This window comes from Pseudomonas sp. LLC-1 (assembly GCF_002992185.1).
Classification (GTDB): Bacteria; Pseudomonadota; Gammaproteobacteria; order Pseudomonadales; family Pseudomonadaceae; genus Aquipseudomonas; species Aquipseudomonas monteilii.
This window is the reverse complement of the sequence record NZ_LUVY01000014.1, coordinates 151,507-175,897: the sequence shown is the minus strand read 5'-3', so window position 1 is coordinate 175,897 and position 24,391 is coordinate 151,507. Positions and strand designations below refer to the sequence as shown.

At 62.0% G+C, this 24,391-nt stretch carries 31 protein-coding genes; 18 read left to right on the top strand and 13 right to left on the bottom strand.

Annotation, left to right across the window (positions count from 1 at the left end; genetic code table 11):
- The first annotated feature begins 16 nt into the window (after positions 1-16).
- The 3 genes from A0O30_RS14190 to A0O30_RS14180 are packed head-to-tail and all read left to right on the top strand — an operon-like array spanning position 17 to position 1,996.
- Entirely contained in the window at positions 17-478 is a 462-nt protein-coding gene (locus A0O30_RS14190) for a hypothetical protein (protein ID WP_105946934.1), read from the top strand.
- A gap of 1 nt (position 479) precedes the next feature.
- Positions 480-1,091 (top strand): superoxide dismutase, encoded by a 612-nt coding sequence (locus A0O30_RS14185; RefSeq protein WP_105946933.1) that lies wholly within the window; start codon positions 480-482, stop codon positions 1,089-1,091.
- Between the two features lie 11 nt (positions 1,092-1,102).
- Positions 1,103-1,996 carry a ZIP family metal transporter gene (locus tag A0O30_RS14180; RefSeq protein WP_105946932.1) on the top strand — a complete coding sequence of 298 codons (894 nt, stop codon included), beginning with the start codon at positions 1,103-1,105 and terminating at the stop codon, positions 1,994-1,996.
- A gap of 167 nt (positions 1,997-2,163) precedes the next feature.
- On the opposite strand, the gene A0O30_RS14170 is transcribed toward A0O30_RS14180, so the two are convergent.
- The 10 genes from A0O30_RS14170 to A0O30_RS14125 form a co-directional block, all read right to left on the bottom strand.
- Positions 2,164-2,436 (bottom strand): HPr family phosphocarrier protein, encoded by a 273-nt coding sequence (locus A0O30_RS14170; protein WP_105946930.1) that lies wholly within the window; start codon positions 2,434-2,436, stop codon positions 2,164-2,166.
- Between the two features lie 20 nt (positions 2,437-2,456).
- On the bottom strand, positions 2,457-3,311 hold the full coding sequence (gene rapZ / locus A0O30_RS14165; RefSeq protein WP_105946929.1) for an RNase adapter RapZ: 855 nt from the start codon (positions 3,309-3,311) through the stop codon (positions 2,457-2,459).
- Positions 3,312-3,313: 2 nt separating this feature from the next.
- Positions 3,314-3,778: a PTS IIA-like nitrogen regulatory protein PtsN gene (gene ptsN, locus A0O30_RS14160; protein ID WP_105946928.1), complete on the bottom strand. Its 465-nt coding sequence runs from the start codon at positions 3,776-3,778 to the stop codon at positions 3,314-3,316.
- Between the two features lie 12 nt (positions 3,779-3,790).
- Positions 3,791-4,099: a ribosome hibernation-promoting factor, HPF/YfiA family gene (gene hpf, locus A0O30_RS14155; protein ID WP_003255135.1), complete on the bottom strand. Its 309-nt coding sequence runs from the start codon at positions 4,097-4,099 to the stop codon at positions 3,791-3,793.
- Positions 4,100-4,178: 79 nt separating this feature from the next.
- Entirely contained in the window at positions 4,179-5,672 is a 1,494-nt protein-coding gene (locus A0O30_RS14150; RefSeq protein WP_028698947.1) for an RNA polymerase factor sigma-54, read from the bottom strand.
- Between the two features lie 176 nt (positions 5,673-5,848).
- The gene (gene lptB / locus A0O30_RS14145; RefSeq protein ID WP_012270657.1) at positions 5,849-6,574 is read right to left on the bottom strand and encodes an LPS export ABC transporter ATP-binding protein; all 726 of its coding nucleotides are present in this window, start codon (positions 6,572-6,574) and stop codon (positions 5,849-5,851) included.
- Positions 6,575-7,099: a lipopolysaccharide transport periplasmic protein LptA gene (lptA, locus tag A0O30_RS14140; protein WP_012270658.1), complete on the bottom strand. Its 525-nt coding sequence runs from the start codon at positions 7,097-7,099 to the stop codon at positions 6,575-6,577.
- Positions 7,086-7,658, bottom strand: a complete 573-nt coding sequence (gene lptC / locus A0O30_RS14135) for an LPS export ABC transporter periplasmic protein LptC (RefSeq protein ID WP_019099457.1) — start codon at positions 7,656-7,658, stop codon at positions 7,086-7,088. Before lptC ends, lptA begins: the two co-directional genes overlap by 14 nt.
- 8 nt (positions 7,659-7,666) lie before the next feature.
- On the bottom strand, positions 7,667-8,191 hold the full coding sequence (locus A0O30_RS14130; protein WP_060501748.1) for an HAD family hydrolase: 525 nt from the start codon (positions 8,189-8,191) through the stop codon (positions 7,667-7,669).
- An 11-nt stretch (positions 8,192-8,202) separates the two neighbouring features.
- Positions 8,203-9,177: an SIS domain-containing protein gene (locus A0O30_RS14125; RefSeq protein WP_016713135.1), complete on the bottom strand. Its 975-nt coding sequence runs from the start codon at positions 9,175-9,177 to the stop codon at positions 8,203-8,205.
- Between the two features lie 248 nt (positions 9,178-9,425).
- Here A0O30_RS14125 and A0O30_RS14120 point away from each other — a divergent pair, with 248 nt between their 5' ends.
- The 10 genes from A0O30_RS14120 (at position 9,426) to hisC (ending at position 17,347) form a co-directional block, all read left to right on the top strand.
- Positions 9,426-10,235 (top strand): ATP-binding cassette domain-containing protein, encoded by an 810-nt coding sequence (locus A0O30_RS14120; protein WP_012270662.1) that lies wholly within the window; start codon positions 9,426-9,428, stop codon positions 10,233-10,235.
- Positions 10,235-11,032 (top strand): lipid asymmetry maintenance ABC transporter permease subunit MlaE, encoded by a 798-nt coding sequence (gene mlaE / locus A0O30_RS14115; protein WP_016713133.1) that lies wholly within the window; start codon positions 10,235-10,237, stop codon positions 11,030-11,032. The genes A0O30_RS14120 and mlaE overlap by 1 nt, the downstream gene beginning before the upstream one ends.
- Positions 11,032-11,517 (top strand): outer membrane lipid asymmetry maintenance protein MlaD, encoded by a 486-nt coding sequence (mlaD, locus tag A0O30_RS14110; protein ID WP_016485045.1) that lies wholly within the window; start codon positions 11,032-11,034, stop codon positions 11,515-11,517. The genes mlaE and mlaD overlap by 1 nt, the downstream gene beginning before the upstream one ends.
- A 9-nt stretch (positions 11,518-11,526) precedes the next feature.
- Positions 11,527-12,174, top strand: a complete 648-nt coding sequence (locus A0O30_RS14105; protein ID WP_105946927.1) for a phospholipid-binding protein MlaC — start codon at positions 11,527-11,529, stop codon at positions 12,172-12,174.
- A complete protein-coding gene (locus A0O30_RS14100) occupies positions 12,171-12,473 on the top strand; it encodes a lipid asymmetry maintenance protein MlaB (RefSeq protein WP_105946926.1) in 303 nt (100 codons plus the stop codon). Before A0O30_RS14105 ends, A0O30_RS14100 begins: the two co-directional genes overlap by 4 nt.
- 117 nt (positions 12,474-12,590) lie before the next feature.
- On the top strand, positions 12,591-12,830 hold the full coding sequence (locus A0O30_RS14095; RefSeq protein ID WP_003255121.1) for a BolA family protein: 240 nt from the start codon (positions 12,591-12,593) through the stop codon (positions 12,828-12,830).
- A gap of 23 nt (positions 12,831-12,853) precedes the next feature.
- Positions 12,854-14,119 carry a UDP-N-acetylglucosamine 1-carboxyvinyltransferase gene (murA, locus tag A0O30_RS14090; protein ID WP_016713130.1) on the top strand — a complete coding sequence of 422 codons (1,266 nt, stop codon included), beginning with the start codon at positions 12,854-12,856 and terminating at the stop codon, positions 14,117-14,119.
- Positions 14,120-14,210: 91 nt separating this feature from the next.
- Positions 14,211-14,846, top strand: a complete 636-nt coding sequence (hisG, locus tag A0O30_RS14085) for an ATP phosphoribosyltransferase (protein ID WP_016713129.1) — start codon at positions 14,211-14,213, stop codon at positions 14,844-14,846.
- A 126-nt stretch (positions 14,847-14,972) separates the two neighbouring features.
- Positions 14,973-16,298: a histidinol dehydrogenase gene (gene hisD / locus A0O30_RS14080; RefSeq protein ID WP_105946925.1), complete on the top strand. Its 1,326-nt coding sequence runs from the start codon at positions 14,973-14,975 to the stop codon at positions 16,296-16,298.
- Positions 16,299-16,300: 2 nt separating this feature from the next.
- The gene (gene hisC / locus A0O30_RS14075) at positions 16,301-17,347 is read left to right on the top strand and encodes a histidinol-phosphate transaminase (protein WP_105946924.1); all 1,047 of its coding nucleotides are present in this window, start codon (positions 16,301-16,303) and stop codon (positions 17,345-17,347) included.
- Between the two features lie 131 nt (positions 17,348-17,478).
- Here the strand turns inward: hisC and A0O30_RS14070 are convergent, their stop codons facing one another.
- Complete coding sequence (locus A0O30_RS14070) at positions 17,479-18,663, bottom strand: alkaline phosphatase family protein (RefSeq protein WP_105946923.1); 1,185 nt, start codon at positions 18,661-18,663, stop codon at positions 17,479-17,481.
- A 139-nt stretch (positions 18,664-18,802) separates the two neighbouring features.
- Between A0O30_RS14070 and A0O30_RS14065 the strand changes: the two genes are divergently transcribed.
- The 4 genes from A0O30_RS14065 (at position 18,803) to A0O30_RS14050 (ending at position 21,736) form a co-directional block, all read left to right on the top strand.
- Positions 18,803-19,453 (top strand): FadR/GntR family transcriptional regulator, encoded by a 651-nt coding sequence (locus A0O30_RS14065; protein WP_105946922.1) that lies wholly within the window; start codon positions 18,803-18,805, stop codon positions 19,451-19,453.
- A 13-nt stretch (positions 19,454-19,466) separates the two neighbouring features.
- Positions 19,467-20,747 carry an MFS transporter gene (locus tag A0O30_RS14060; RefSeq protein ID WP_105946921.1) on the top strand — a complete coding sequence of 427 codons (1,281 nt, stop codon included), beginning with the start codon at positions 19,467-19,469 and terminating at the stop codon, positions 20,745-20,747.
- A gap of 178 nt (positions 20,748-20,925) precedes the next feature.
- Positions 20,926-21,402 (top strand): nuclear transport factor 2 family protein, encoded by a 477-nt coding sequence (locus A0O30_RS14055; RefSeq protein WP_105946920.1) that lies wholly within the window; start codon positions 20,926-20,928, stop codon positions 21,400-21,402.
- A complete protein-coding gene (locus tag A0O30_RS14050; RefSeq protein WP_105946919.1) occupies positions 21,395-21,736 on the top strand; it encodes a GIY-YIG nuclease family protein in 342 nt (113 codons plus the stop codon). Before A0O30_RS14055 ends, A0O30_RS14050 begins: the two co-directional genes overlap by 8 nt.
- On the opposite strand, the gene yejK is transcribed toward A0O30_RS14050, so the two are convergent.
- Entirely contained in the window at positions 21,684-22,691 is a 1,008-nt protein-coding gene (gene yejK / locus A0O30_RS14045; protein ID WP_019098188.1) for a nucleoid-associated protein YejK, read from the bottom strand. The two genes, A0O30_RS14050 and yejK, sit on opposite strands and share 53 nt — an antisense overlap.
- A 370-nt stretch (positions 22,692-23,061) precedes the next feature.
- Here yejK and A0O30_RS14040 point away from each other — a divergent pair, with 370 nt between their 5' ends.
- Positions 23,062-23,343: an HU family DNA-binding protein gene (locus tag A0O30_RS14040; protein ID WP_003255106.1), complete on the top strand. Its 282-nt coding sequence runs from the start codon at positions 23,062-23,064 to the stop codon at positions 23,341-23,343.
- Between the two features lie 50 nt (positions 23,344-23,393).
- Here A0O30_RS14040 and rlmF read toward each other — a convergent pair whose 3' ends face one another.
- On the bottom strand, positions 23,394-24,344 hold the full coding sequence (gene rlmF / locus A0O30_RS14035; RefSeq protein WP_105946918.1) for a 23S rRNA (adenine(1618)-N(6))-methyltransferase RlmF: 951 nt from the start codon (positions 24,342-24,344) through the stop codon (positions 23,394-23,396).
- Between the last annotated feature and the right edge of the window lie 47 nt (positions 24,345-24,391).

The window sequence follows — 24,391 nt, the reverse complement described above, 5'->3', positions numbered from 1 at the left end:
CGCTCAGGAGACAACCATGCAGCACTGGAAACGCACTACGGAAACCGCCAACCGCCTGTTCGAACAAGGCGAGCTGGTCGACGCCCGGGAACACTACCTGCAAGCCCTGGCGCTGGCACAGGTGCTGTTCGAGCGCTGGCATGACGTCGACGAAGCGGTGGCTGCATTCGTCATCGCCCATCACAACCTGGCCGACCTGCACCTGCGCCTCAACCAGCCGCACGAGAGCGCCGACTACCTGTGTGCCGCTCACCAGCGGCTGCTGCAGGCCAGCCAGGAGGCGCGTTTACCCCAGGCGCTGCGTGACGCAGCCCTGCGTCACAGTGGACGCACCTACACCGAGCTGCTGAGTTTTATCGCCGAATACGGCCAGTACCCACGTACCGAGCGTCTGCTCAACCGCCACGGCACCGGGGCCAGCGAGCTCGCTGCCCAGCCAGACGTGGCGCCCAGAACCCAAGCCTACGGAATTCACTGACATGCCGCATACCTTGCCTGCTTTGCCCTACGCCTACGATGCGCTGGAGCCGCACATCGACGCGCAGACCATGGAAATTCACCACACCAAGCACCACCAGACCTACGTCAACGGCCTCAATGCCGCCATCGAAGGCACCGAATGGGCCGAATGGCCTGTGGAAAAGCTGGTTGGTGCAGTCAAGCAACTGCCGGAAAACCTGCGTGGCGCTGTGACCAACCATGGCGGGGGGCACGCCAACCATAGCCTGTTCTGGACGGTGATGTCGCCGCAAGGTGGTGGTGAGCCACACGGCCAGCTGGCGCAGGCCATCACCTCGCAACTGGGTGGTTTCGATGCCTTCAAGGAGGCGTTCACCAAGGCTGCGCTGACCCGCTTTGGCAGCGGCTGGGCCTGGCTCAGCGTAACGCCGCAGAAAACCCTGGTGGTCGAGAGCAGTGGCAACCAGGACAGCCCGCTGATGCACGGCAACACGCCAATCCTCGGCCTGGACGTGTGGGAGCATGCCTACTACCTGAAGTATCAGAACCGTCGTCCGGAATACATCGGTGCCTTCTACAACGTGATTGACTGGGCCGAAGTGGAACGCCGTTACCTCGAAGCCCTTAAGTGAGTCGGACCGGTATGCGCTCTGAGGTGATGTCTGTCAGCAGTGTGCGCCTGTTTCGGCTGGCGCTTGGGACTTTGCTTTTGCTGGCTGGCACCGCGCTGCTAGTGGCGCGTGGCCTTGCCTGGCTGGACCTGGAGCCGCGCATGTTGCGTGCGCTGGAGGGCGGCGCATTATGCGCCCTGGGGACGGCGCTGGGCGCGGTACCGGTACTGGTCATTCGCAACATGCCGGTGGCCTTGGCCGATACGCTGCTGGGCTTCGGCGCTGGCGTAATGCTGGCGGCCACCGCGTTTTCCCTGATCATTCCGGGGCTGGACGCCGCTCAATCCATCGGTTTCAGCCCTTGGGGCGCGGGTGGCCTGATCAGCTTTGGCCTGATGTTCGGTGCGCTGTGCCTGTTTCTGGTTGACCTCAAGGTGTCAGGTGCCTCGCCGGAAGCACTGGTCGGCACCGGCAATCAGCCAGTGATTGCTGCGCGCATCTGGCTGTTTGTCATCGCGATCATCGCGCACAACATTCCCGAAGGCATGGCGATTGGCGTATCGGCCGGTGGTGGCATGGCCGACGCCGACAGCCTGGCCATGGGCATCGCCTTGCAAGATGTGCCTGAGGGGCTGGTGATTGCGCTGGTGCTGGCAGGGGCGGGCATGCCGCGCTTCAAAGCCTTCCTGATCGGTGCTGCTTCTGGGCTGGTCGAGCCGGTAGCCGCAGTGATCTGTGCCTGGTTGGTGAACATCGCCGAACTGCTGCTGCCGCTGGGCCTGGCCTGTGCGGCGGGGGCGATGCTGTTGGTGGTCACGCAGGAAATCATCCCGGAGTCACGCAGCAACGGCCATCATCGCCTGGCCAGCCTGGGGTTGTGCATCGGGTTCTGCTTGATGATGGTGATGGATACCGCGATGTCCTGATCTTTCGTCAGGTCGGCGGGATACACTCTGTGGGAGCGGCCTTGCGTCGCGATCGGGCTGCGCAGCAGACCCGGCGATCTTCAAGGTGTTCGAGATTGCCGGGGCCGCTGCGCGCCCCAATCGCGACACAAGGCCGCTCCCACATGGGCGGTGCAGGGCTGATGCTTTTACTCGCCTTCGTCGAAGAAGTTGTTGATCAGCTCGACCAGCGCATCCATGGCGTCGTTGTCCTGCTCGCCCTCGGTAAGCAGGTGAACCTGTGTGCCTTTGCCGGCCGCCAGCATCATCACCGCCATGATGCTCTTGCCATCCACCAGCTTGTCCGGCGCACGGCCAACCCTGACTGCACAGGGGAAGCGGCCGGCCACGCCGACGAACTTGGCTGCCGCCCGGGCATGCAGGCCCAGCTTGTTGATGATGGTGATTTCGCGGGCGGGCATCGTGGGGCGGATCCTTGGGCTTAGAGGTCGCGGTGGCGGACCTGGACGTTTTTCAGGGATTGCTGCAGCAACTGGCCAAGGCGTTCGGTGATGTAGACCGAGCGGTGGTGGCCGCCGGTGCAGCCGATAGCAATGGTGACGTAGGCGCGGTTGCTGGCGGCGAAGCGGGGTAGCCACTTGAGCAAGTAGCTGGAAATGTCATTGAACATGTCCTCTACGTCTGGCTGTGCGGCCAGGTAGTCGGCGACCGGTTGATCAAGGCCGGAGTGCTCACGCAGCTCGGGTTTCCAGTAGGGGTTGGGCAGGCAGCGTACATCGAACACCAGGTCGGCATCGACTGGCATGCCGCGCTTGAAACCAAACGACTCGACCAAAAAGGCTGTGCCGGGCTCGGGCTGGTTGAGCAGGCGCAACTTGATCGAATCCCGTAGTTGGTACAGGTTGAGGCTGGTGGTGTCGATCTTCAGGTCTGCCAGGTCGGCAATTGGCCCCAGCAGCTCGCTCTCCACGCGAATGGCTTCTGCCAGCGAACGGTTGGCATTGGTCAGTGGATGGCGACGGCGGGTTTCCGAGAAGCGCTTGAGCAGCATGTCTTCGTCGGCATCCAGGAACAGCACGTCACACTGGATGTTCCGCGCACGGGCTTCTTCGAGTAGCTCGGGGAAGCGCGTAAGGTGGCTGGGCAGGTTGCGTGCATCGATCGACACGGCAACCTTGGGTTGCAGTAATTCCGTGTTGATCAGTGCATCCTCCGCCAACTGCGGCAGCAGCCCGGCGGGCAGGTTGTCAATGCAGTAAAAACCGTTGTCTTCCAGGACATCGAGGGCGGTGCTCTTGCCGGAGCCGGACCGGCCGCTGACAATGATCAGGCGCATGTTCAGTGCTCGTTCTGTACGTCCAGGACAACCTGGTACAGGTCCTCGTTACTGCTGGCGGCACGCAGACGATCACGGACTTCTTTGCGATCGAGCATGCTGGCAATCTGGCGCAGCAGTTCCAGATGCGCATCGGTGGCGGCTTCAGGCACCAGCAGGACGAACAGCAGGTCCACGGGCGCACCATCAATGGCGTCGTAATCGATTGGGGCTTCCAGGTGCAGCAGAGCACTGACCGGGGAGGAACAACCTTCAAGCCGACAGTGCGGGATGGCGATGCCATTGCCGAAACCGGTCGAGCCGAGTTTTTCGCGGGCGACCAGCTTTTCGAAGACGTCTTGCATCTCCAGTTCTGGCACTTGTTCGGCGATGACGGTGGCGACCTTTTCCAGGGCGCGCTTCTTGCTGCCGCCCGGCACGTTCACGAGTGAACGGCCGGGGGTCAGGATGGTTTCAAGTCGGATCATGGATGAGGGGGATCAGCGGGCAGCTGCACCTTGCAGCAGGCTTTGCTGTTTTTCCTTGTGTTTTTTCAGTTGGCGGTCGAGCTTGTCGGCCAAGGCGTCGATCGCTGCATACATGTCTTCGTGTTCGGCGTTGGCTACCACTTCGCCGCCAGGAATCTGCAGGGTCGCCTCGACCTTTTGCTGCAGCTTCTCGACTTTCATGATGACCTGCACGTTGGTGATCTTGTCGAAGTGACTTTCCACGCGGGCGAGCTTTTCAAGCACGTAATCGCGCAGTGGCTGGGTGACTTCTACATGCTGTCCACTGATATTGACTTGCATACAGCTTCTCCTTTGTTGCCCGTGCATAAAGAGGCAGGTCTTGCACCTGCCCCACAAACGCTGTGGCACATCTCAGGGGCTACATCAGTCGCTTGCGCTCGCTCGACGGTGCGATGCCGAGGGACTCGCGGTACTTGGCGACGGTGCGACGGGCTACCTGGATGCCTTGTGCCTCCAGTAAACCAGCGATCTTGCTGTCACTCAATGGCTTTTTCTGATTTTCCGCCGCAACCAGTTTTTTGATGATCGCGCGGATCGCCGTGGACGAGCATTCTCCGCCTTCGGAGGTGCTGACGTGGCTGGAGAAAAAGTATTTCAGTTCGTAGATGCCACGCGGTGTATGCATGTATTTCTGCGTGGTAACCCGCGAAATGGTCGACTCGTGCATGCCCACCGCTTCTGCGATGTCATGCAGCACCAGCGGCTTCATGGCTTCGTCACCATGGTCGAGGAAACCGCGCTGGTGCTCGACGATCTGTGTGGCAACCTTCATCAGGGTTTCGTTGCGGCTTTGCAGGCTCTTGATGAACCAGCGCGCTTCCTGCAACTGGTTGCGCATGAAGGTGTTGTCGGCGCTGGTATCGGCACGGCGCACGAAACCGGCGTACTGCGGGTTGACGCGCAGACGCGGGATAGCCTCCTGGTTCAGCTCCACCAGCCAGCGGTCGCTGTCTTTGCGCACGATGACGTCAGGCACCACGTACTCGGGCTCGCTGGACTCGATCTGCGAACCGGGGCGCGGGTTGAGGCTCTGTACCAGTTCGATCACCTGGCGCAGCTCGTCTTCCTTGATTTTCATGCGCCGCATCAGCTGGCTGTAATCGCGGCTGCCGAGCAGGTCGATGAAATCGGTGACCAGGCGCTTGGCTTCGGTCATCCAGGGGGTGCTGGCAGGCAACTGGCGCAGTTGCAGCAGCAGGCATTCGCCCAGGTTGCGCGCGCCGACGCCGGCTGGCTCGAACTGCTGGATGCGGTGCAGCACCGCTTCGACCTCGTCCAGCTCGATATCCAGCTCCGGGTCGAAACCGGCGCAGATTTCCTCGAGGGTGTCTTCCAGGTAGCCCTGGCCATTGATGCTGTCGATCAGCGTGACGGCGATCAGGCGGTCGGTGTCGGACATCGGCGCCAGGTTCAGTTGCCACAGCAGGTGGCTCTGCAAGCTCTCGCCGGCTGAGGTGCGGGTGGTGAAGTCCCACTCGTCGTCATCGTTGCTTGGCAGGCTGCTGGCGCTGGTCTGGTAGATGTCTTCCCAGGCGGTATCGACCGGAAGCTCGTTGGGGATGCGCTCGCTCCACTCACCGTCTTCCAGGTTGTCGGCACTGACGGTGCTTTCCTGGAAGCTGTTGTCCTGGACTTCGGCGGCCGGCTTGTTCTCGGCGTTGTCCGCCATCGGGTCGCTGTTGTCGAAGTCGTCGCCGTCTTCCTGACGTTCGAGCATCGGGTTCGACTCCAGCGCTTCCTGGATTTCCTGTTGGAGGTCCAGGGTGGAAAGCTGGAGTAGGCGGATGGCCTGTTGCAACTGCGGTGTCATCGTCAGTTGCTGGCCCATTTTTAGGACGAGCGATGGTTTCATGGCTGGGGCTTAATACCTTGTTCGCCGGCGCGCATGCGCCATCCACTACACGAGGGCGCCGGGGCGCCAGATCAAGCAAGTTTTATGCCTTAAATTGTAGCGTTTGCCTAGAGCACTGTAACAACTTTCACCCCGGTTTCAGGGCGATTTGCCAGTACTCCAGGCATGTGCCGGGGTCAGAGCCGGAACTCGTGACCCAGGTAAACCTCTTTGACCAGATCGTTGGCCAGGATGGTCTCGGCATCGCCTTCGGCGATCAGGCGGCCATCGTTGACGATATAGGCGGTTTCGCAGATATCCAGGGTTTCGCGCACGTTGTGGTCGGTGATCAGTACACCGATACCCTTGGCCTTGAGGTGGTGGATGATCTGCTTGATGTCGCCGACCGAAATCGGGTCGACGCCAGCGAACGGTTCGTCCAGCAGGATGAACTTGGGTGCGGTTGCCAGGGCGCGGGCAATCTCGACGCGGCGGCGTTCACCACCGGACAGGCTCATGCCGAGGTTGTCGCGGATATGGCTGATGTGGAACTCCTGCAGCAGGCTTTCCAGTTCTTTGCGGCGCCCTTCGCGGTCGAGGTCCTTGCGGGTCTCGAGGATGGCCATGATGTTGTCGGCCACCGACAGCTTGCGGAAGATCGAGGCCTCCTGCGGCAGGTAGCCGATGCCGGCGCGGGCGCGGCCGTGCATGGGCTGGTGGCTGACATCGAGGTTATCGATAAGCACGCGCCCCTGCTCGGCCTGGACCAGCCCGACAATCATGTAGAAGCAGGTGGTCTTGCCGGCGCCGTTGGGGCCAAGCAGGCCTACGATCTGCCCGCTGTCGATCGACAGGCTGACGTCGCGTACCACCTGCCGCCCCTTGTAGCTCTTGGCCAGGTGCTGGGCTTTGAGGGTTGCCATTTACTCGGCCTTCTTCTTGGGCTGGATCACCATGTCGATACGCTGACGCGGTGTGGTCACGTTGCCACCGCGACCCGCAGTCGCCACCTGGGTCTGGGTGTTGTAGACGATTTTCTCGCCTTCGGTGGTGTTGCCCTCGTTCTCGACCTTGGCACGGTCGGTGAGGATCACCAGGTCCTTCTGAGACTGGTACTGAATGGTGACGCCCCAGCCTTTCATCTTGTCTGGCTTGGCCGCGCTCTGCTGCTGCTCGAAGTAGGCCAGGTTGCCCACCGAGGTCACCACGTCGATGTCGCCGGAGGCGGAACGGGTGATGGTCACGGTGTTGCCTTTGATCATCATCGAACCCTGGGTGATGATCACGTCGCCGGTGTAGGTGGCCACGCCTTGCTTGTCGTCCAGGTGGGCATTGTCGGCCTGGATACGGATCGGCTGGTCACGGTCGTTCGGCAGGGCGAGGGCGCTCGCGCTTCCCAGTGCTGCGCTCAGGCTGAGCAAAAGGGGGAGGGTTTTAACGAGCCTCATACTGTCCTCTTACGTTAGAGAGCAAGTCCATCTTGCCTTCTTTCAAATACGCTTTCATTCCTTTGCCCGTAGTAGTGCCACCGGCGCCGTCGATTCTAACGGCTTGCTCGGTCTGCGCATATTGCTTCTGCGGGAACACGGTCATGCGTGAGCTGGTAATGATGGTTTCGCGCTGCTTTTCGTCAGTGCGGGCAACCCGTACCTTGTCGATCAGTTCGACCTCGGTACCGTCCGGGTTGACCTCGGCGCGGGTGCTCTGCACATGCCACGGGTATTCGGTGCCGCGGTACATGTGCAGGTCCGGCGTGGTCAGCAGGGTGATTTCACTGGCCTTGAGGTGTTCGACCTTGTCGGCGGTCATCTCGTACTGCAGTTTGCCGTCGGGCAGAAACTGCACGCTGTGGGCGTTGATCGCATAGTAGTCGATAGCGCTTTCGTCGACCTGGGCCACCGGCTTGTCGAGGAAGCTTTCCGGGCTGACATTCCAGTAGCCGATCGCCACCAGCAGGGCAGCGATCACTGCGAGCAGCGCAGCATTGCGGGCTTTCTTGCTGAACATGGGCAGCCTTACAGGTAATTGGCGTTGGCAGCGTCCAGGGTACCCTGGGCCTGCATGATCAGTTCGCAGAATTCACGGGCCGCACCTTCGCCGCCGCGTGCCTGGGTCACGCCGTGGGCGTGCTGGCGAACGAACGGCGCGGCGTTGGCCACGGCCATGCCCAATGCTACCCGACGAATGACCGGCAGGTCCGGCAGGTCGTCGCCCAGGTAGGCTACTTGATCATAGCTTAGGCCCAGTTCGGCGAGCAGGCCGTCAAGCACGACCAATTTGTCCTCGCGGCCCTGGTACAGGTGCGGGATGCCGAGGTTTCTGGCGCGGCGCTCGACCACCGGGGTCTTGCGGCCGCTGATGATCGCGGTGGTCACGCCCGAATTCATGAGCATCTTGATGCCCTGGCCGTCGAGGGTGTTGAAGGTCTTGAATTCGCTGCCGTCTTCGAGGAAGTACAGGCGCCCGTCGGTGAGCACGCCGTCCACGTCGAACACTGCCAGCTTGATGTGCTTGCCGCGTTGCATGAGGTCCTGGTTCATTCCATCGCTCCTTACATTACGCCGGCGCGCAGCAGGTCGTGCATGTTCAGGGCACCGGTGGGGCGGTCTTCGCGATCCACCACAACCAGGGCACCGATCTTGTGGTCTTCCATGATCTTCAGGGCTTCGGCGGCAAGCATTTCGGCACGTGCCGTCTTGCCATGCACGGTCATGACCTGATCGATCAGGGTGGTGTGTACGTCGATGTTGCGGTCCAGGCTGCGGCGCAGGTCGCCATCGGTGAAGATTCCGGCCAGCTTGCCGTCAGCTTCGACAATCACGGTCATGCCCAAACCTTTGCGGGACATTTCAAGGAGCGCGTCCTTGAGCAGGGTGCCGCGCGGTACCTGAGGCAGTTCGTCGCCGGCATGCATCACGTTTTCGACCTTGAGCAGCAGGCGTCGGCCCAGTGCGCCGCCCGGGTGCGAGAAGGCAAAGTCCTCGGCGGTGAAGCCTCGGGCTTCGAGCAGGGCGATGGCCAGGCAGTCACCCAATACCAGCGATGCCGTGGTAGAGGAGGTGGGCGCCAGGTTCAGCGGGCAGGCCTCTTGCTCGACGCGGGCATCAAGGTTGACCTCGGCGGCCTGGGCCAGCGGCGAATCCGGGTTGCCGGTGAGGCTGATCAGCTTGATGCCCAGGCGCTTGATCAGGGGCAGCAAGGTGACGATCTCTGCGGTGCTGCCGGAATTCGACAGGGCAAGGATGACATCCTCGCGGGTGATCATGCCCATGTCGCCATGGCTGGCTTCGGCCGGGTGCACGAAAAATGCCGGGGTGCCGGTGCTGGCCAGGGTGGCGGCGATCTTGTTGCCGATGTGCCCGGACTTGCCCATGCCGACCACGACAACCCGGCCCTTGCAGGCCTGGATCAGTTCGCAGGCCTTGACGAAATTGTCGTCGATGCGCGCCAGCAGGGCCTCTACGGCCTCGAGTTCCAGGCGCAGGGTGCGTTGGGCGGATTGGATCAGCTCGCTGGATTGGCTCATGTCGAAAAAGCAATGCCTGATGAAAAGGCCGCGATTATACGCGCAATGACAAAAACCCTCACCCTTTCGATTGCTGTAGCGAATGTCATCAAAGCCTGTCTCAGGGCTGAACGACTCGTTGCCCGGCCTTGGGGCGGCGCTGTCAGCGGTGCTATAGTTCGCCGCTATTCGGCCTGCCAGGGGTGCGTGTGCCTTCCTGATGGAGGCCGGCGTCCATTAGGACGAGGCTGCACTAGCAAGGAGTCTAGATGAGTGTGGATAGCGCCTACGCGGTCGAGTTGAAGGGGGTTACCTTCAAACGCGGTTCGCGCAGCATTTTCAGCAACGTCGACATTCGCATCCCGCGCGGCAAGGTCACCGGCATCATGGGGCCATCGGGTTGCGGCAAGACCACGTTGCTCCGCCTGATGGGCGCGCAGCTGCGCCCCTCCAGCGGTGAGGTATGGGTTGCCGGGCAAAACCTGCCGACGCTGTCGCGCAGCGACCTGTTCGACGCCCGCAAGCAGATGGGTGTGCTGTTCCAGAGCGGCGCGCTGTTCACCGACCTCGATGTGTTCGAGAACGTCGCGTTCCCGCTGCGCGTGCACACCCAGCTGTCGGACGAGATGATCCGTGACATCGTGTTGATGAAGCTGCAGGCCGTGGGGCTGCGCGGTGCCATCGACCTGATGCCCGACGAGCTGTCTGGCGGTATGAAGCGCCGTGTGGCGCTGGCCCGGGCCATTGCCCTGGACCCGCAGATCCTCATGTACGACGAACCGTTCGTCGGCCAGGACCCGATCGCCATGGGCGTACTGGTGCGCCTGATCCGCCTGCTCAACGATGCGTTAGGCATCACCAGCATCGTCGTGTCCCACGATCTGGCAGAAACCGCCAGCATTGCCGACTACATCTATGTGGTGGGGGACGGCCAGGTGTTGGGCCAGGGCACGCCCGATGAGCTGATGGGGTCGGACAACCCACGGATTCGCCAGTTCATGAAGGGCGACCCGGACGGCCCGGTTCCCTTCCACTTTCCTGCGCCTGATTACCGCGCCGACCTGCTGGGGGCGCGTTGATGCGCAGAAGATCCTTACTTGAACGTGTCCGCCTGCTGGGTCGCTCGGCGATCGACGTGCTGGCGGTACTGGGGCGTTCCTGCCTGTTCCTGTTCCATGCACTGATCGGCCGCGGCGGCATCGGCGGCGGTTTCCAGTTGCTGACCAAACAGCTGTACTCGGTAGGCGTGCTGTCGCTGGCGATCATCGTCGTGTCCGGGGTGTTCATCGGCATGGTGCTGGCGCTGCAGGGCTACAGCATCCTGACCAAATACGGTTCGGAGCAGGCGGTGGGGCAGATGGTCGCCCTGACCCTGCTGCGCGAGCTTGGTCCGGTGGTGACGGCGTTGCTGTTCGCTGGCCGTGCAGGCTCCGCACTGACCGCTGAAATTGGCAACATGAAGTCCACCGAGCAGCTGTCGAGCCTGGAAATGATCGGCGTCGACCCGCTCAAGTACATCGTCGCGCCACGCCTTTGGGCCGGTTTCATCTCGCTGCCGCTGCTGGCGCTGATCTTCAGCGTGGTCGGCATCTGGGGTGGCTCGTGGGTGGCCGTGGACTGGCTGGGTGTATACGAGGGCTCGTTCTGGGCCAACATGCAGAACAGTGTTTCCTTTACCGACGACGTGCTCAACGGGTTGATCAAGAGCCTGGTGTTCGCCTTCGTCACGACCTGGATCGCCGTATTCCAGGGGTACGACTGTGAGCCCACCTCAGAAGGGATCAGCCGTGCCACCACCAAGACCGTGGTTTATGCCTCGTTGGCAGTGCTGGGTCTGGACTTTATTCTGACCGCCTTGATGTTTGGAGATTTCTGATGCAAAACCGCACCCTGGAAATCGGTGTCGGCCTGTTCCTCCTGGCCGGGATCCTGGCGCTGCTGCTGCTGGCCCTGCGTGTCAGCGGGCTGTCGGCCAGCCCGAGCAGCGATACCTATAAAGTTTATGCCTACTTCGACAATATCGCCGGTTTGACGGTCAGAGCTAAAGTGACCATGGCCGGTGTGACGATCGGCAAGGTTACCGCCATCGATCTGGACCGTGATTCCTACACCGGTCGGGTGACGCTGCAGCTGGACAAGTCGGTGGACAACCTGCCGACCGACTCCACTGCCTCGATCCTGACCGCCGGCTTGCTTGGCGAGAAGTACATCGGCATCAGCGTGGGCGGCGAAGACCAGGTGCTCAAGGACGGTGCGACCATCCACGACACCCAGTCGGCGCTGGTGCTGGAAGATCTGATTGGCAAGTTCCTGCTCAACTCCGTTGGCAAGGAACCGAAAGAAGCGCAACCGGCTAATTAAGGAGTTTCCATGATTTCGATCCTGCGACGTGGCCTGCTGGTCCTGCTGGCGGCTTTCCCTCTGATGGCCCTGGCCGCGCAGTCGCCGCACGACGTGGTGCAGAGCACCACCACCGAGCTGTTGGGTGAGCTCAAGGCCAACAAGGAGCAGTACAAGTCCAACCCGCAAGCTTTCTACGACACCCTTGACCGGATCCTCGCGCCGGTGGTCGATGCCGACGGTATTTCCAAAAGCATCATGACCGTCAAGTACTCGCGCAAGGCCACGCCCGAACAGATGCAGCGCTTCCAGGAAAACTTCAAGCGCAGCCTGTTCCAGTTCTACGGTAACGCGCTCCTGGAGTACAACAACCAGGGCATCGTCGTAGACCCGGCCAAAGCCGATGACGGCAAGCGCGCTTCCGTAGGTATGAAGGTCACCGGCAACAATGGCGCCGTATACCCAGTGCAGTACACCCTGGAAAACCTGGGTGGCGAATGGAAAGTGCGTAACGTCATCGTCAACGGCATCAACATCGGCAAGCTGTTCCGCGACCAGTTCGCCGATGCCATGCAGCGCAACGGCAACGACCTGGACAAGACCATCGATGGCTGGGCCGGTGAAGTGGCCAAGGCCAAGCAGGCTGCCGACAGCTCGCCAGAGAAGACCGTCAAATGAGTGAGGCCGCTGTAAGCATGGCCGAGCCGGGCGTGCTGCGCCTGGCCGGCGTGCTGGATTACCGTAGCGGCCCGGTCCTGCGCAAGCAGGGCAAGGCACTGATCGCGGCTTGCCGCGAGGCGCAGCTGGTGCTGGATTGCTCGGCGGTGCAGCACTCCACCAGCGTAGGTCTGTCGCTGTTGCTGGCATTCATGCGCGACGCCCAGGCCGCTGGCAAAGGCTGCCAGGTGCGCAGCATGCCCGACGACATGCGGGAAATTGCCGGGGTCTATGACCTCGATGAAGTGCTGGCAACCTGATGGCCCAGCGCGGATGATGGCCCCTCGGTCAGCGAAACCCTCGTTGGGCTTCGCAGGCGAGGGGCTTTTTTGTATGATGGCCGACCCGTGCGCATCGGGCGCCGATTGAGGTTGAGCATGCAGGCCGTAGAAGTTAAAAGCTTCCTTGAAGAGAAATTGCCGGGTTCCCGGGTCGAAGTTGAAGGCGAAGGCTGCAACTTCCAGTTGAACGTGATCAGCGACGAGTTGGCTGGCCTGAGCCCGGTCAAACGCCAGCAGGCGATCTATGCTCACCTGAATCCGTGGATTGCCAATGGCAGCATCCATGCGGTAACCATGAAATTTTTCAGCAGCGCAGCCTGGGCTGAGCGCACCTGAGCCAACTTGGCGGCGAGATTCCAATGGACAAACTGATTATTACTGGCGGCGCTCGCCTTGACGGCGAGATCCGCATTTCGGGCGCGAAGAACGCAGCCCTGCCAATTCTGGCGGCTACCCTGCTGGCTGACGGCCCGGTCACCGTGGGCAACCTGCCGCACCTGCACGACATCACCACCATGATCGAGCTGTTCGGCCGCATGGGCATCGAGCCTGTGATCGACGAAAAGCTGGCGGTGGAGATCGACCCACGCACCATCAAGACCCTGGTCGCGCCTTACGAGCTGGTCAAGACCATGCGTGCCTCGATCCTGGTGCTGGGGCCGATGGTTGCCCGTTTCGGCGAAGCCGAAGTGGCCCTGCCTGGCGGTTGCGCCATTGGCTCACGCCCGGTCGACCTGCACATCCGTGGCCTCGAAGCCATGGGCGCGAAAATCGAAGTGGAAGGCGGCTACATCAAGGCCAAGGCGCCTGAGGGTGGCCTGCGCGGTGCGCACTTCTTCTTCGACACCGTCAGCGTGACCGGTACCGAGAACATCATGATGGCCGCTGCCCTGGCCAAAGGCCGCAGCGTGCTGCAGAACGCCGCGCGTGAGCCGGAAGTGGTCGATCTGGCCAACTTCATCAATGCCATGGGTGGCAACGTCCAGGGCGCTGGCACCGACACCATCACCATCGATGGCGTCGAGCGCCTGCACTCGGCCAACTACCGCGTGATGCCGGACCGCATCGAGACCGGTACCTACCTGGTCGCTGCTGCCGTGACCGGCGGCCGTGTCAAGGTCAAGGACACCGACCCGACCATCCTTGAAGCCGTACTGGAAAAGCTCAAGGAAGCCGGCGCCGACATCAACACCGGCGAAGACTGGATCGAGCTGGACATGCACGGCAAGCGGCCGAAAGCCGTCAACCTGCGTACCGCTCCGTACCCGGCGTTCCCGACCGACATGCAGGCGCAGTTCATCTCGCTGAACGCCATTGCCGAAGGCACGGGTGCGGTGATCGAGACCATCTTCGAAAACCGTTTCATGCATGTATACGAAATGCACCGCATGGGCGCGCAGATCCAGGTCGAAGGCAACACTGCCATCGTCACTGGCGTAAAAGCGCTGAAGGGTGCCCCGGTCATGGCCACCGACCTGCGTGCTTCCGCCAGCCTGGTGCTGTCGGCGCTGGTTGCCGAAGGCGATACCCTGATCGATCGCATCTACCACATCGACCGTGGTTACGAGTGCATCGAAGAGAAACTGCAGATGCTCGGCGCGAAAATCCGCCGCGTACCGGGCTAGTAGCCCGAAGGTGCATGGACGCACCCTTTGAATTGAATGCGGCCAGGTCGATGACCTGGCCGGCAGCAGCCGCTTAAGGACCGACGTTCCAATGTTGACCATCGCGCTTTCCAAAGGCCGTATTCTCGACGATACCCTGCCGTTGCTGGCCGAGGCCGGTATCGTGCCGACCGAGAACCCGGACAAGAGCCGCAAACTGATCATCCCCACCACGCAGGACGACGTGCGCCTGCTGATCGTGCGTGCTACCGACGTGCCGACCTATGTCGAGCATGGTGCCGCCGACCTGGGTGTGGCCGGCAAGGACGTGCTGATGGAGTACGGCGGCCAGGGCCTGTATGAGCCCCTGGACCTGCAGATTGCCCAGTGCAAGCTGATGACGGCTGGCGCGGTTGGCGCTCCTGAGCCCAAGGGCCGCCTGCGCGTGGCCACCAAGTTCGTCAACGTAGCCAAGCGTTACTACGCCGAACAGGGGCGTCAGGTCGACATCATCAAACTGTACGGCTCGATGGAGCTGGCACCGCTGATCAACCTCGCCGACAAGATCATCGACGTGGTCGACACCGGCAACACCCTGCGTGCCAACGGCCTGGAACCCCAGGAACTGATCGCCACGATCAGCTCGCGCCTGGTGGTCAACAAGGCCTCCATGAAAATGCAGCACGCCCGTATCCAGAGCCTGATCGACACGCTTCGTCAAGCGGTCGAATCGCGACACCGCGGCTGACTCCTGCGCGCGGCCTTCGCTGTCGCGCCCGTCTATCCGCGTCATAGCCATTTTTCTCGGGTGCCCGCGCGGATGGACTGGTAGCCTAGGGCGCCTGAGCATTCGCTAATAATCGAGGCCCTCGCCATGACCGTGTCCACTGCAATTGCCCGTCTCAACGCCGCTGATCCGGATTTCGCCCGACATCTGGATCATCTGCTGAGCTGGGAAAGTGTGTCCGATGACGCGGTCAACCAGCGCGTGCTCGACATCATCAAGGCCGTGCGTGAGCGCGGTGATGCGGCGCTGGTCGAGTTCACCCAGCGCTTTGATGGCGTAGATGCCAAGTCGATTGACGACCTGATCCTCAATCGTGAACGCCTGGAACTGGCGCTGACCCGCATCACCCCGGCCCAGCGCGAAGCCCTGGAGACAGCCGCCAATCGCGTGCGCATGTACCACGAGCGGCAGAAGCAGGATTCCTGGCAGTACACCGAGGCCGACGGCACTGTGCTTGGCCAGAAGGTCACCCCGCTGGACCGTGCTGGCCTGTATGTGCCAGGCGGCAAGGCGTCGTACCCGTCGTCGGTGCTGATGAACGCCATCCCGGCCAAGGTTGCCGGCGTGGCCGAAGTGGTCATGGTGGTACCGACCCCGCGTGGTGAGGTCAACGAGCTGGTGCTGGCGGCCGCGTGCATTGCGGGTGTCGACCGCGTGTTCACCGTCGGCGGAGCCCAGGCTGTTGCCGCGCTGGCCTACGGTACCGAAAGCGTGCCGCAGGTGGACAAGATCGTCGGCCCTGGCAACATCTACGTTGCCACTGCCAAGCGCCATGTGTTCGGCCAGGTGGGTATCGACATGATCGCCGGCCCGTCGGAAATTCTTGTGGTGTGCGATGGCCAGACCGACCCCGACTGGATCGCCATGGACCTGTTCTCCCAGGCCGAGCACGACGAAGACGCCCAGGCCATTCTGGTCAGCCCGGATGCCGCCTTCCTCGACCGCGTTGCCGCCAGCATCGACAAGCTGATGCCGACCATGGAGCGTGCCGAAATCATCGAGAAGTCGATCAACGGCCGTGGTGCACTGATTCAGGTGCGTGACATGCAACAGGCAATGGAGGTGGCCAACCGCATTGCGCCGGAACACCTGGAACTGTCGGTGGCCGACCCGCAAGCCTGGTTGCCGCACATTCGCCACGCTGGCGCGATCTTCATGGGCCGCCACACCAGCGAAGCGCTGGGCGATTACTGTGCCGGTCCCAACCACGTGTTGCCGACCTCCGGCACCGCACGTTTCTCGTCGCCGCTGGGGGTGTATGACTTCCAGAAGCGTTCGTCGATCATTTTCTGCTCCGAGCAGGGTGCGTCCGAGCTGGGCCACACCGCGTCGATCCTGGCCCGTGGCGAGTCGCTGACCGCCCACGCCCGCAGCGCTGAATACCGTATCCTGACCCAAGAGAAGGGGAACTGAGCATGAGTCGATTCTGGAGCCCCTTCGTCAAGGACCTGGTGCCTTATGTGCCGGGCGAGCAGCCCAAGCTGGCCCGTCTGGTCAAGCTCAACACCAACGAAAACCCCTATGGCCCATCGCCCAAGGCGCTGGAGGCCATGCGCGGTGAGTTGAACGATAACCTGCGCCTTTACCCGGACCCGAACGGTGACCGCCTCAAGCAAGCGGTGGCCGACTACTACGGCGTAACCCCGGCGCAAGTGTTTGTCGGCAACGGCTCGGATGAGGTGTTGGCGCACATCTTCCACGGCCTGTTCCAGCACGATGCACCGTTGTTGTTCCCGGACATCAGCTACAGCTTCTACCCGGTCTACTGTGGCCTCTACGGTATTGCCTTCGAGCAGGTGGCGCTGGACGAGCAGTTCCAGATCCGCATCGAGGACTACAACAAGCCCAACGCCGGCATCATCTTCCCCAACCCCAACGCGCCGACAGGTTGCCTGATGCCGCTGCAGGCAGTGGAGCAGTTGCTGCAGGCCAACCGTGACTCGGTGGTGGTGGTGGATGAGGCTTACATCGATTTCGGCGGCGAGACGGCCATCAGCCTGGTGGACCGCTACGACAACCTGCTGGTCACCCAGACGCTGTCGAAGTCGCGCTCGCTGGCTGGCCTGCGGGTTGGCCTGGCGGTGGGGCATCCGGACCTGATCGAGGCACTGGAGCGGATCAAGAACAGCTTCAACTCCTACCCGCTGGACCGAGCGGCGATCGTAGGTGCTGCGGTGGCGTTCGAAGACCGTGAGTACTTCGAAGAAACCTGCCGTAAAGTGATCGACAGCCGCGAAGCCTTGGTCGGGCAGTTGCAAGCCAAGGGCTTTGAAGTGTTGCCTTCGGCCGCCAACTTCATCTTTGCCCGTCACCCTCAGCAGGATGCTGCCGAGCTGGCGGCACGCCTGCGCGAGCAGGGTGTGATCGTGCGTCATTTCAAGCAGCAACGTATTGCCCAGTTCCTGCGCATTACCATCGGCACGCCAGAGATGAACCAGGCGTTGCTTGATGCGTTGAACTGACCTGTCTGGGGCTGCTTTGCAGCCCATCGCCGGCAAGCCAGCTCCCACAGGTACAGTGCAGAACTTCAGCATTGCGCGGGCCATGTGGGAGCTGGCTTGCCGGCGATGGGCCGCAACGCGCCCCCAAAGGCCTAATAGCTACTCTCTTCAATGGCAAACGCCTTGCCCGCCGGCCGATTGCGCACCGCTGCCGGGGTGCCATCGAGCACCAGCACATAGTCGTTCTCCTGCCCCATGCCTTCCGGGTCGGTCCATTGCCCGTCCTTGGCCGGTACTTGCGCAACCACATGCCCGTTCTTGAGTATCGTCAGGTAGCCGCGCGCATTGCTGTTCCAGCGTACCCGCCCTTTGTTTTCGTCGACGCGTATCTTGCGCACGCCGGTATCACCCAGCAAGGGTGTGCCATCCAGTAGCCATTCCGGCAGCAGTTTCAGGCCCATGTGACGTAACACGGTGGGGGCGACCGAGGTTTGCGCGGGCAGGCTGTACAAGTGGTTCGGCCCAGGGTTTTCCGCTGGAATGCCGGGTTGCGAAAGCTCCTGGTTCAACGGCTTGTTACTGGCAATGAAAATGGTTTTTTCCTGCTCCGAAATGCCGCCATGCGCTTTGCCCCAGTAATCCCGCCCATGGTCCGTACTGACGATCACCAGCCAGTCTTCCTGCGGGTTCAGGCGTTGGCGCTCATCGACCTTGTCCAGCAAATGGCCGATCTGGCTGTCGAGGGTGCGCAACGACTGTTGATAGCGTTTGCCAAAGCCGCTGTCGTGGCCAGCCTGGTCCGCTTCATCGAGTTGAATGAAGGTGAAGTCGGCGGGTGTATTGTCCAGGATCTGCAGCGTTCGCTCGATGACTCGTGCATCTGATAAACCACTCTCACGTACATCCGCGCCATGGGCGTCTTCCAGCAGGTAGGCCGTGTTCAGCGGTGACCAGCCGACCACGCTGGACAGGTAGGCATTCGGCATGGCCAGTCGCAGCCGTTTGAACAGGCTGGGAAACGACGGGTCTACCCGCAATGACTCGGCATTGTTGCTGACGCCGTGCTTGTTGCTCCAGACACCCGTCAGCAACGTGACCCATCCCGGGCCGCTCAAGGTCAGTTGCTCGCTGGCCTTGCCGTTGATGCCACCCGTATAGGCCTTGCCGTAATACAGCCGCTGCCTCAGGTTGGTCGCGTCGCCCAATTGCAGGTAGCGATCAAGCTGCACCCCGTCGAGGCCGATTAACAAGGCCTTGGGGCGGCTTGGGTGTCGGGTCGGTTCGCAACCCGGGAGTATGGCCAGAAGCAGCAGTAACAGCAGGCTAGTGAGTCGCATGTCAGGACGCCCTTGAAAGTACACCGCGAGCGTTGCAACAACGGGGTTTGTTCACAACTGGCAGAAATGTCAGGTGGTTTGCGGCGTCGACTGCCCTCCAGTAAGCTGTGCAAATTCATCGGATGATTGGTTGAGTGCAATGAATACAGAGCTGACCAAACGTTCCCTGGTTGAGCTTGCCGTAGATCGCATGCGTGAGCGCATCGTGCTGGGCGACTGGCAGGTCGGCCAGCGACTGCCTACCGAGCCGGAGTTGGCCCTGCAACTGGGCATCAGCCGCAATACCGTGCGCGAAGCCATGCGTGTGCTGGCGTTCAGTGGCCTGGTGGAAATTCGCCAAGGTGACGGTAGCTACCTGCGCACGGCCCTGGACCCGCTGCAGGCGGTGCAGGCGATGTCTCGCTGCACCGCTGAGCAGGCCCGGGAAACCCGTCACATCCTCGAAGCCGAAGCCATCGGCTTGGCGGCGCTGCGCCGTACCGATGCCGATCTGCAGGCGCTGCGCGATGCGCTGGCCAGCAGCGCCGGGCACTTTCATGGGGATGTCGATGCTTATGTGGCCTGCGACCTGGTGTTCCACCAGCGGTTGGTCGATGCCGCCCACAACCCGGCGTTAAGCGAGCTGTATCGCTACTTTTCCGGGGTGGTGGCTGCCGCGCTGCAACGCAACATGGCGACTGTTCCGCGCTGCCAGGCCACGTTCGACCTGCACGGGCAGATCCTCGAAGCCATCGAACAACGCGACGCGGAGCGGGCCAAGCGCCTGAGCCGTACCCTCATCGAATCCTGACACCGAGAAGGCCATGGCTGAATCCATCACCCGCAATACCCCGCCGAACGAGCGGGACCTCGATGAGCTGCTGATCGATGCCGAGGCTGACGACGAGCAGGTGCAGCAGCAGCCTGTAGTGTTGCGGCGGCCCTGGCTGTTGCTGCTGGGCCTGGTGCTGGTGGCCCTGAACCTGCGCCCGGCGTTGTCGAGCATGGCGCCGGTGCTGGGGGGGGTGTCTGAAGGGCTGGGGCTGAGTGCCTCGCAGGCCGGCTTGCTGACCACCTTGCCGGTGCTGTGCCTGGGGCTGTTCGCCCCGCTGGCACCCGTGCTGGCGCGGCGTTTTGGCAGTGAGCGGGTGATCCTCGGCATTCTTGTCACGTTGGCGCTGGGTATCGGGGTGCGAAGCGCCTTCGGCGCCGTTGGCGTGTTCCTCGGCAGCCTGATGGCGGGGGCCAGCATTGGCATTATCGGCGTGCTGCTGCCGGGTATCGTCAAGCGCGACTTCCCGCAGCACGCTGGCACGCTGACCGGCGTGTACACCATGGCGTTGTGCCTGGGCGCCGCCATGGCGGCGGGGGCTACCGTACCGTTGGCCCAGCATTTTGGCGGTAGCTGGGCACTTGGGCTGGGCTTCTGGGTGCTGCCGGCCTTGCTGGCCATGCTGGTGTGGCTGCCACAGGCCCGCCAGGGGCATGGCCTGCACAAGGTGGCTTATCGTGTACGGGGTCTGTGGCGCGATCCGCTGGCCTGGCAGGTGACCTTGTACATGGGCTTGCAGTCATCACTGGCTTACATCGTGTTCGGTTGGTTGCCATCGATCCTGATAGGCCGTGGCCTGAGCCCGACCGAGGCTGGGCTGGTGCTGTCGGGGTCGGTGATCGTGCAGTTGATTAGCTCGCTGAGTGCGCCTTGGCTGGCCACCCGTGGCAAGGACCAACGCCTGGCGATCGTGCTGGTCATGTTGATTACCCTGGCGGGCCTGTTCGGTTGCCTGTATGCGCCGGTTTCGGGGCTGTGGGGATGGGCCGTGGTGCTGGGCCTGGGGCAGGGCGGTACTTTTGCCCTGGCGCTGACCCTGATTGTGCTGCGTTCGAAAGACGCGCATGTAGCGGCGAACCTGTCGAGCATGGCGCAGGGCGTGGGTTACACCCTGGCGTCGATGGGGCCGTTTGCGGTGGGGCTGGTACATGACCTGACCGGGGGCTGGGCGGCGCTGGGCTGGATTTTTGCGGTATTGGGGATTGGTGCCATCGTGTTCGGGCTGGGTGCCGGGCGGGCGTTGCATGTGCAGGTGACTAGCGAAAAAGTCTGAAGCCACTGTTGGCAACACTGGCCCTATCGCCGGCAAGCCAGCTCCCACAGGTATAGCGCATGCCTTGAAACCTGCGCCGTACCTGTGGGAGCTGGCTTGCCGGCGATAGGGCCGGTACTGGCATAAGCCATCGGGGCAGATTATCGTGCTGGTTTCGACCCCAGGACGGACCTGCCCCATGAGCGACGCCAACCGCGACCTGATCACCCGCTTCTACCAGGCCTTCCAGCGCCTGGACGCCGAGGCCATGGTAGCCTGCTACAGCGACGATATTGTTTTCAGCGACCCGGTCTTCGGTACCCTGCGCGGCAAGGATGCAGGCGATATGTGGCGTATGCTCACCCGCCGCGCCAAGAACTTCACCCTGACGTTCGACGGCGTCCGCGCCGATGAGCGCAGTGGCAGCGCGCACTGGGTGGCCACCTACCTGTTCACCCAGACCGACCGTGTTGTGGTCAACGACATCCAGGCGCGTTTTGTCATTCGTGATGGGCTGATCTGCCAGCATGACGACACCTTCGACCTGTGGCGCTGGTCGCGGCAGGCCTTGGGTATGCCTGGCGTATTGCTGGGCTGGTCGCCCCTGGTGCAGAACAAGGTTCGCCTGCAGGCATTCAAGGGACTGCGCGCATTCCAGCAGGCCCAAGGTGAGTGAAACCGTCGAATCCGTTGTTGGCAAACCCTGGTATGTCTATCTGGTAAGGGCCGCCAACGGCTCGCTGTACTGCGGCATCAGCGATGACCCTCAGCGGCGTTTTGCGGCGCACCAGAAGGGGCAGGGCGCCCGCTACTTCAAGACCAGTCCGGCCAAGGCACTGGTGTATGTGGAGCAATGGCCGGATAAAGGCGAGGCTTTGCGCCAGGAGCGGCTGGTAAAGCGGCTGCGCAAATCGGCAAAGGAGGCACTGGTGGCCTCCTTTACCGGCTTTGAGGGGATTAGTCTTTGCGCCGCTTCAACTGATCCACCAGCGTTGTCGGCAGCCCCTTGATGATCAGGGTGCCTGCCGCCTCGTCATACTCCACTTTGTCGCCCAGCAAGTGTGCCTCGAAGCTGATCGACAGGCCCTCGGCACGCCCGGTGAAGCGGCGGAACTGGTTGAGGGTGCGCTTGTCCGCCGGGATTTCTGGCGACAGGCCATAGTCCTTGTTGCGGATGTGGTCGTAGAACGCTTTGGGCCGGTCTTCGTCGATCAGGCTGGACAGCTCTTCCAGCGTTACCGGCTCGCCCAGCTTGGTCTGGGTGGTGGCGTACTCGACCAGGGTCTGGGTCTTTTCGCGGGCGGACTCTTCCGGCAGGTCTTCGCTCTCGACGAAGTCACTGAAGGCTTTGAGCAGGGTACGGGTTTCGCCCGGGCCGTCTACACCCTCCTGGCAGCCGATGAAGTCGCGGAAGTAATCCGACACTTTCTTGCCGTTCTTGCCCTTGATGAACGAGATGTACTGCTTGGAGTTCTGGTTGTTCTTCCACTCCGACAGGTTGATGCGTGCCGCCAGGTGCAACTGGCCAAGGTCGAGGTGGCGCGAAGGCATCACGTCGAGTTCGGCGTTCACCGCTACCCCTTCGCTGTGGTGCAGCAGGGCAATGGCCAGATATTCGGTCATGCCTTGCTGGTAATGGGCGAACAGGATATGGCCGCCAGTGGACAGGTTGGACTCTTCCATCAGCTTCTGCAGGTGTTCCACGGCAATGCGGCTGAAGGCGGTAAAGTCCTTTTCTTCGTCCAGATACTGCTTCAGCCAGCCGCTCAGTGGGTAGGCGCCCGACTCACCGTGGAAAAAGCCCCAGGCCTTGCCTTGCTTGGCGTTGTAGCTGTCATTGAGGTCGGCCAGCAGGTTCTCGATGGCATCGGAGGCGGCCAGTTCGGAGTCGCGAGCATGCAGCACCGCGGGGCTGCCATCAGGCTTTTTGTCGATCAGGTGAACGATGCAATGACGGATTGGCATGGGATTCTCGGCGAGCTGCAAAAGTTGCCAAGTTTACCCTAGACGCAAGGTGATGCAGTGGCCGTATGTTGGCAGATATGTCGGTTGTTCGTTTTTTGTTCAATTTTGTGCGTTTTAAGCTAAAACCCCCGAAAAACCTGCATTAAATCGAAGTGCGCAGCGGATATTTATCTGCTCCTGTGGTAGTTTTGCGCGGTCTTGTGCCCCTCGTGTGGCGCATTGCTGGCAGCGTGCTGTCGTCGTGTCGAACCAAACGCCGATTTACGTATCTACATACGCGATTGGCGCGGCCCTCCACTTTCAGGGGCTGGCCCGATAACGTCGTAGTTCGCTGCATAACCATCGAATTTGATAGGGAAGGAACACCACCATGGCATTGACCAAAGACCAACTGATTGCCGACATCGCCGAATCGATCGCCGCGCCAAAAGCCACCGCCAAGAACGCTCTGGAGCAACTGGGCCAGATCGTTGCCGACCAACTGGAAAACGGCGCTGAAATCACCCTGCCAGGCATCGGCAAGCTGAAAGTCTCCGAGCGTCCTGCCCGTACCGGCCGCAACCCTTCGACTGGCGCTGCCATCGAAATCGCTGCCAAGAAAGTCGTCAAGTTCGTTCCAGCCAAAGTGCTGACCGACGCCATCAACAAGTAATTGTTGAAGTGTTGACGAAACCGCGCCCGGCTTGCCCGGGCGCGGTTTTTTCATGCCTGTGATTTACGCTGGGCGTGCCAGGCCTGGCGCGTGGCATCGTCAAGGAAGCTCCAGGCGACCATGCGGCTCTGTTTCTGCCCCTGGCCCATTTCGATGATGCGTACGGCCTTGGCGCCTGCCTTCTTCAGTGCGGTCTCGATGCCCGGCAAGTTACTGGCCTTGGACACCAGGCTGGTGAACCACAGCACCCGCTCGGCGTATTGCACGCTCTCGCCGACCAGTTGGGTAACAAAGCGGATTTCGCCGCCCTCGCACCACAGTTCATTGTTCTGGCCACCGAAGTTGAGCACAGGCAGCTTGCGCTTGGGGTCTTGCTTGCCCAGGTTCTTCCACTTGCGCTGGCTGCCACGGGTGGCTTCTTCGCGTGAGGCATGGAAGGGCGGGTTGCACAGTGTCAGGTCGAAGCGTTCGTCATCCTGCAGCAGGCCGCTGAGGATGTGCGTGCGGTTGGCCTGCTGGCGCAGGGTGATGGCCTTGCCCAGCCCATTGGCCTGCACGATGGCCTTGGCCGATGCCAGGGCCACGGGGTCGATGTCCGAGCCGAGGAAGCGCCAGCGGTAGTCGCTGTGGCCTAGCAACGGGTAGATGCAGTTGGCACCCACGCCGATGTCCAGCGCACGCACCTGGGCGCCCTTGGGGATCTCGCCGGCATTGTCGTCGGCCAGCAGGTCGGCGGCCACATGGATGTAGTCGGCGCGGCCGGGAATCGGCGGGCACAGGTAGTCGGCGGGGATATCCCAGTGCTGGATGCCGTACTGGGCCTTGAGCAGGGCACGGTTGAACACTCGCACGGCTTCAGGGTTGGCGAAGTCGATGCTGGGTTTGCCGTGAGGGTTGGTGATGGTGAAGCGCGCGAGGTCCGGATGGGCCTTGATCAAGCTGGGGAAGTCGTAGCGGCCCTGGTGGCGATTACGCGGGTGCAGGGTGGGTTTCTGAGTCATGGTGGGGTCCTGAAAAGCATCGCCGGCAAGCCAGCTCCCACAGGTAC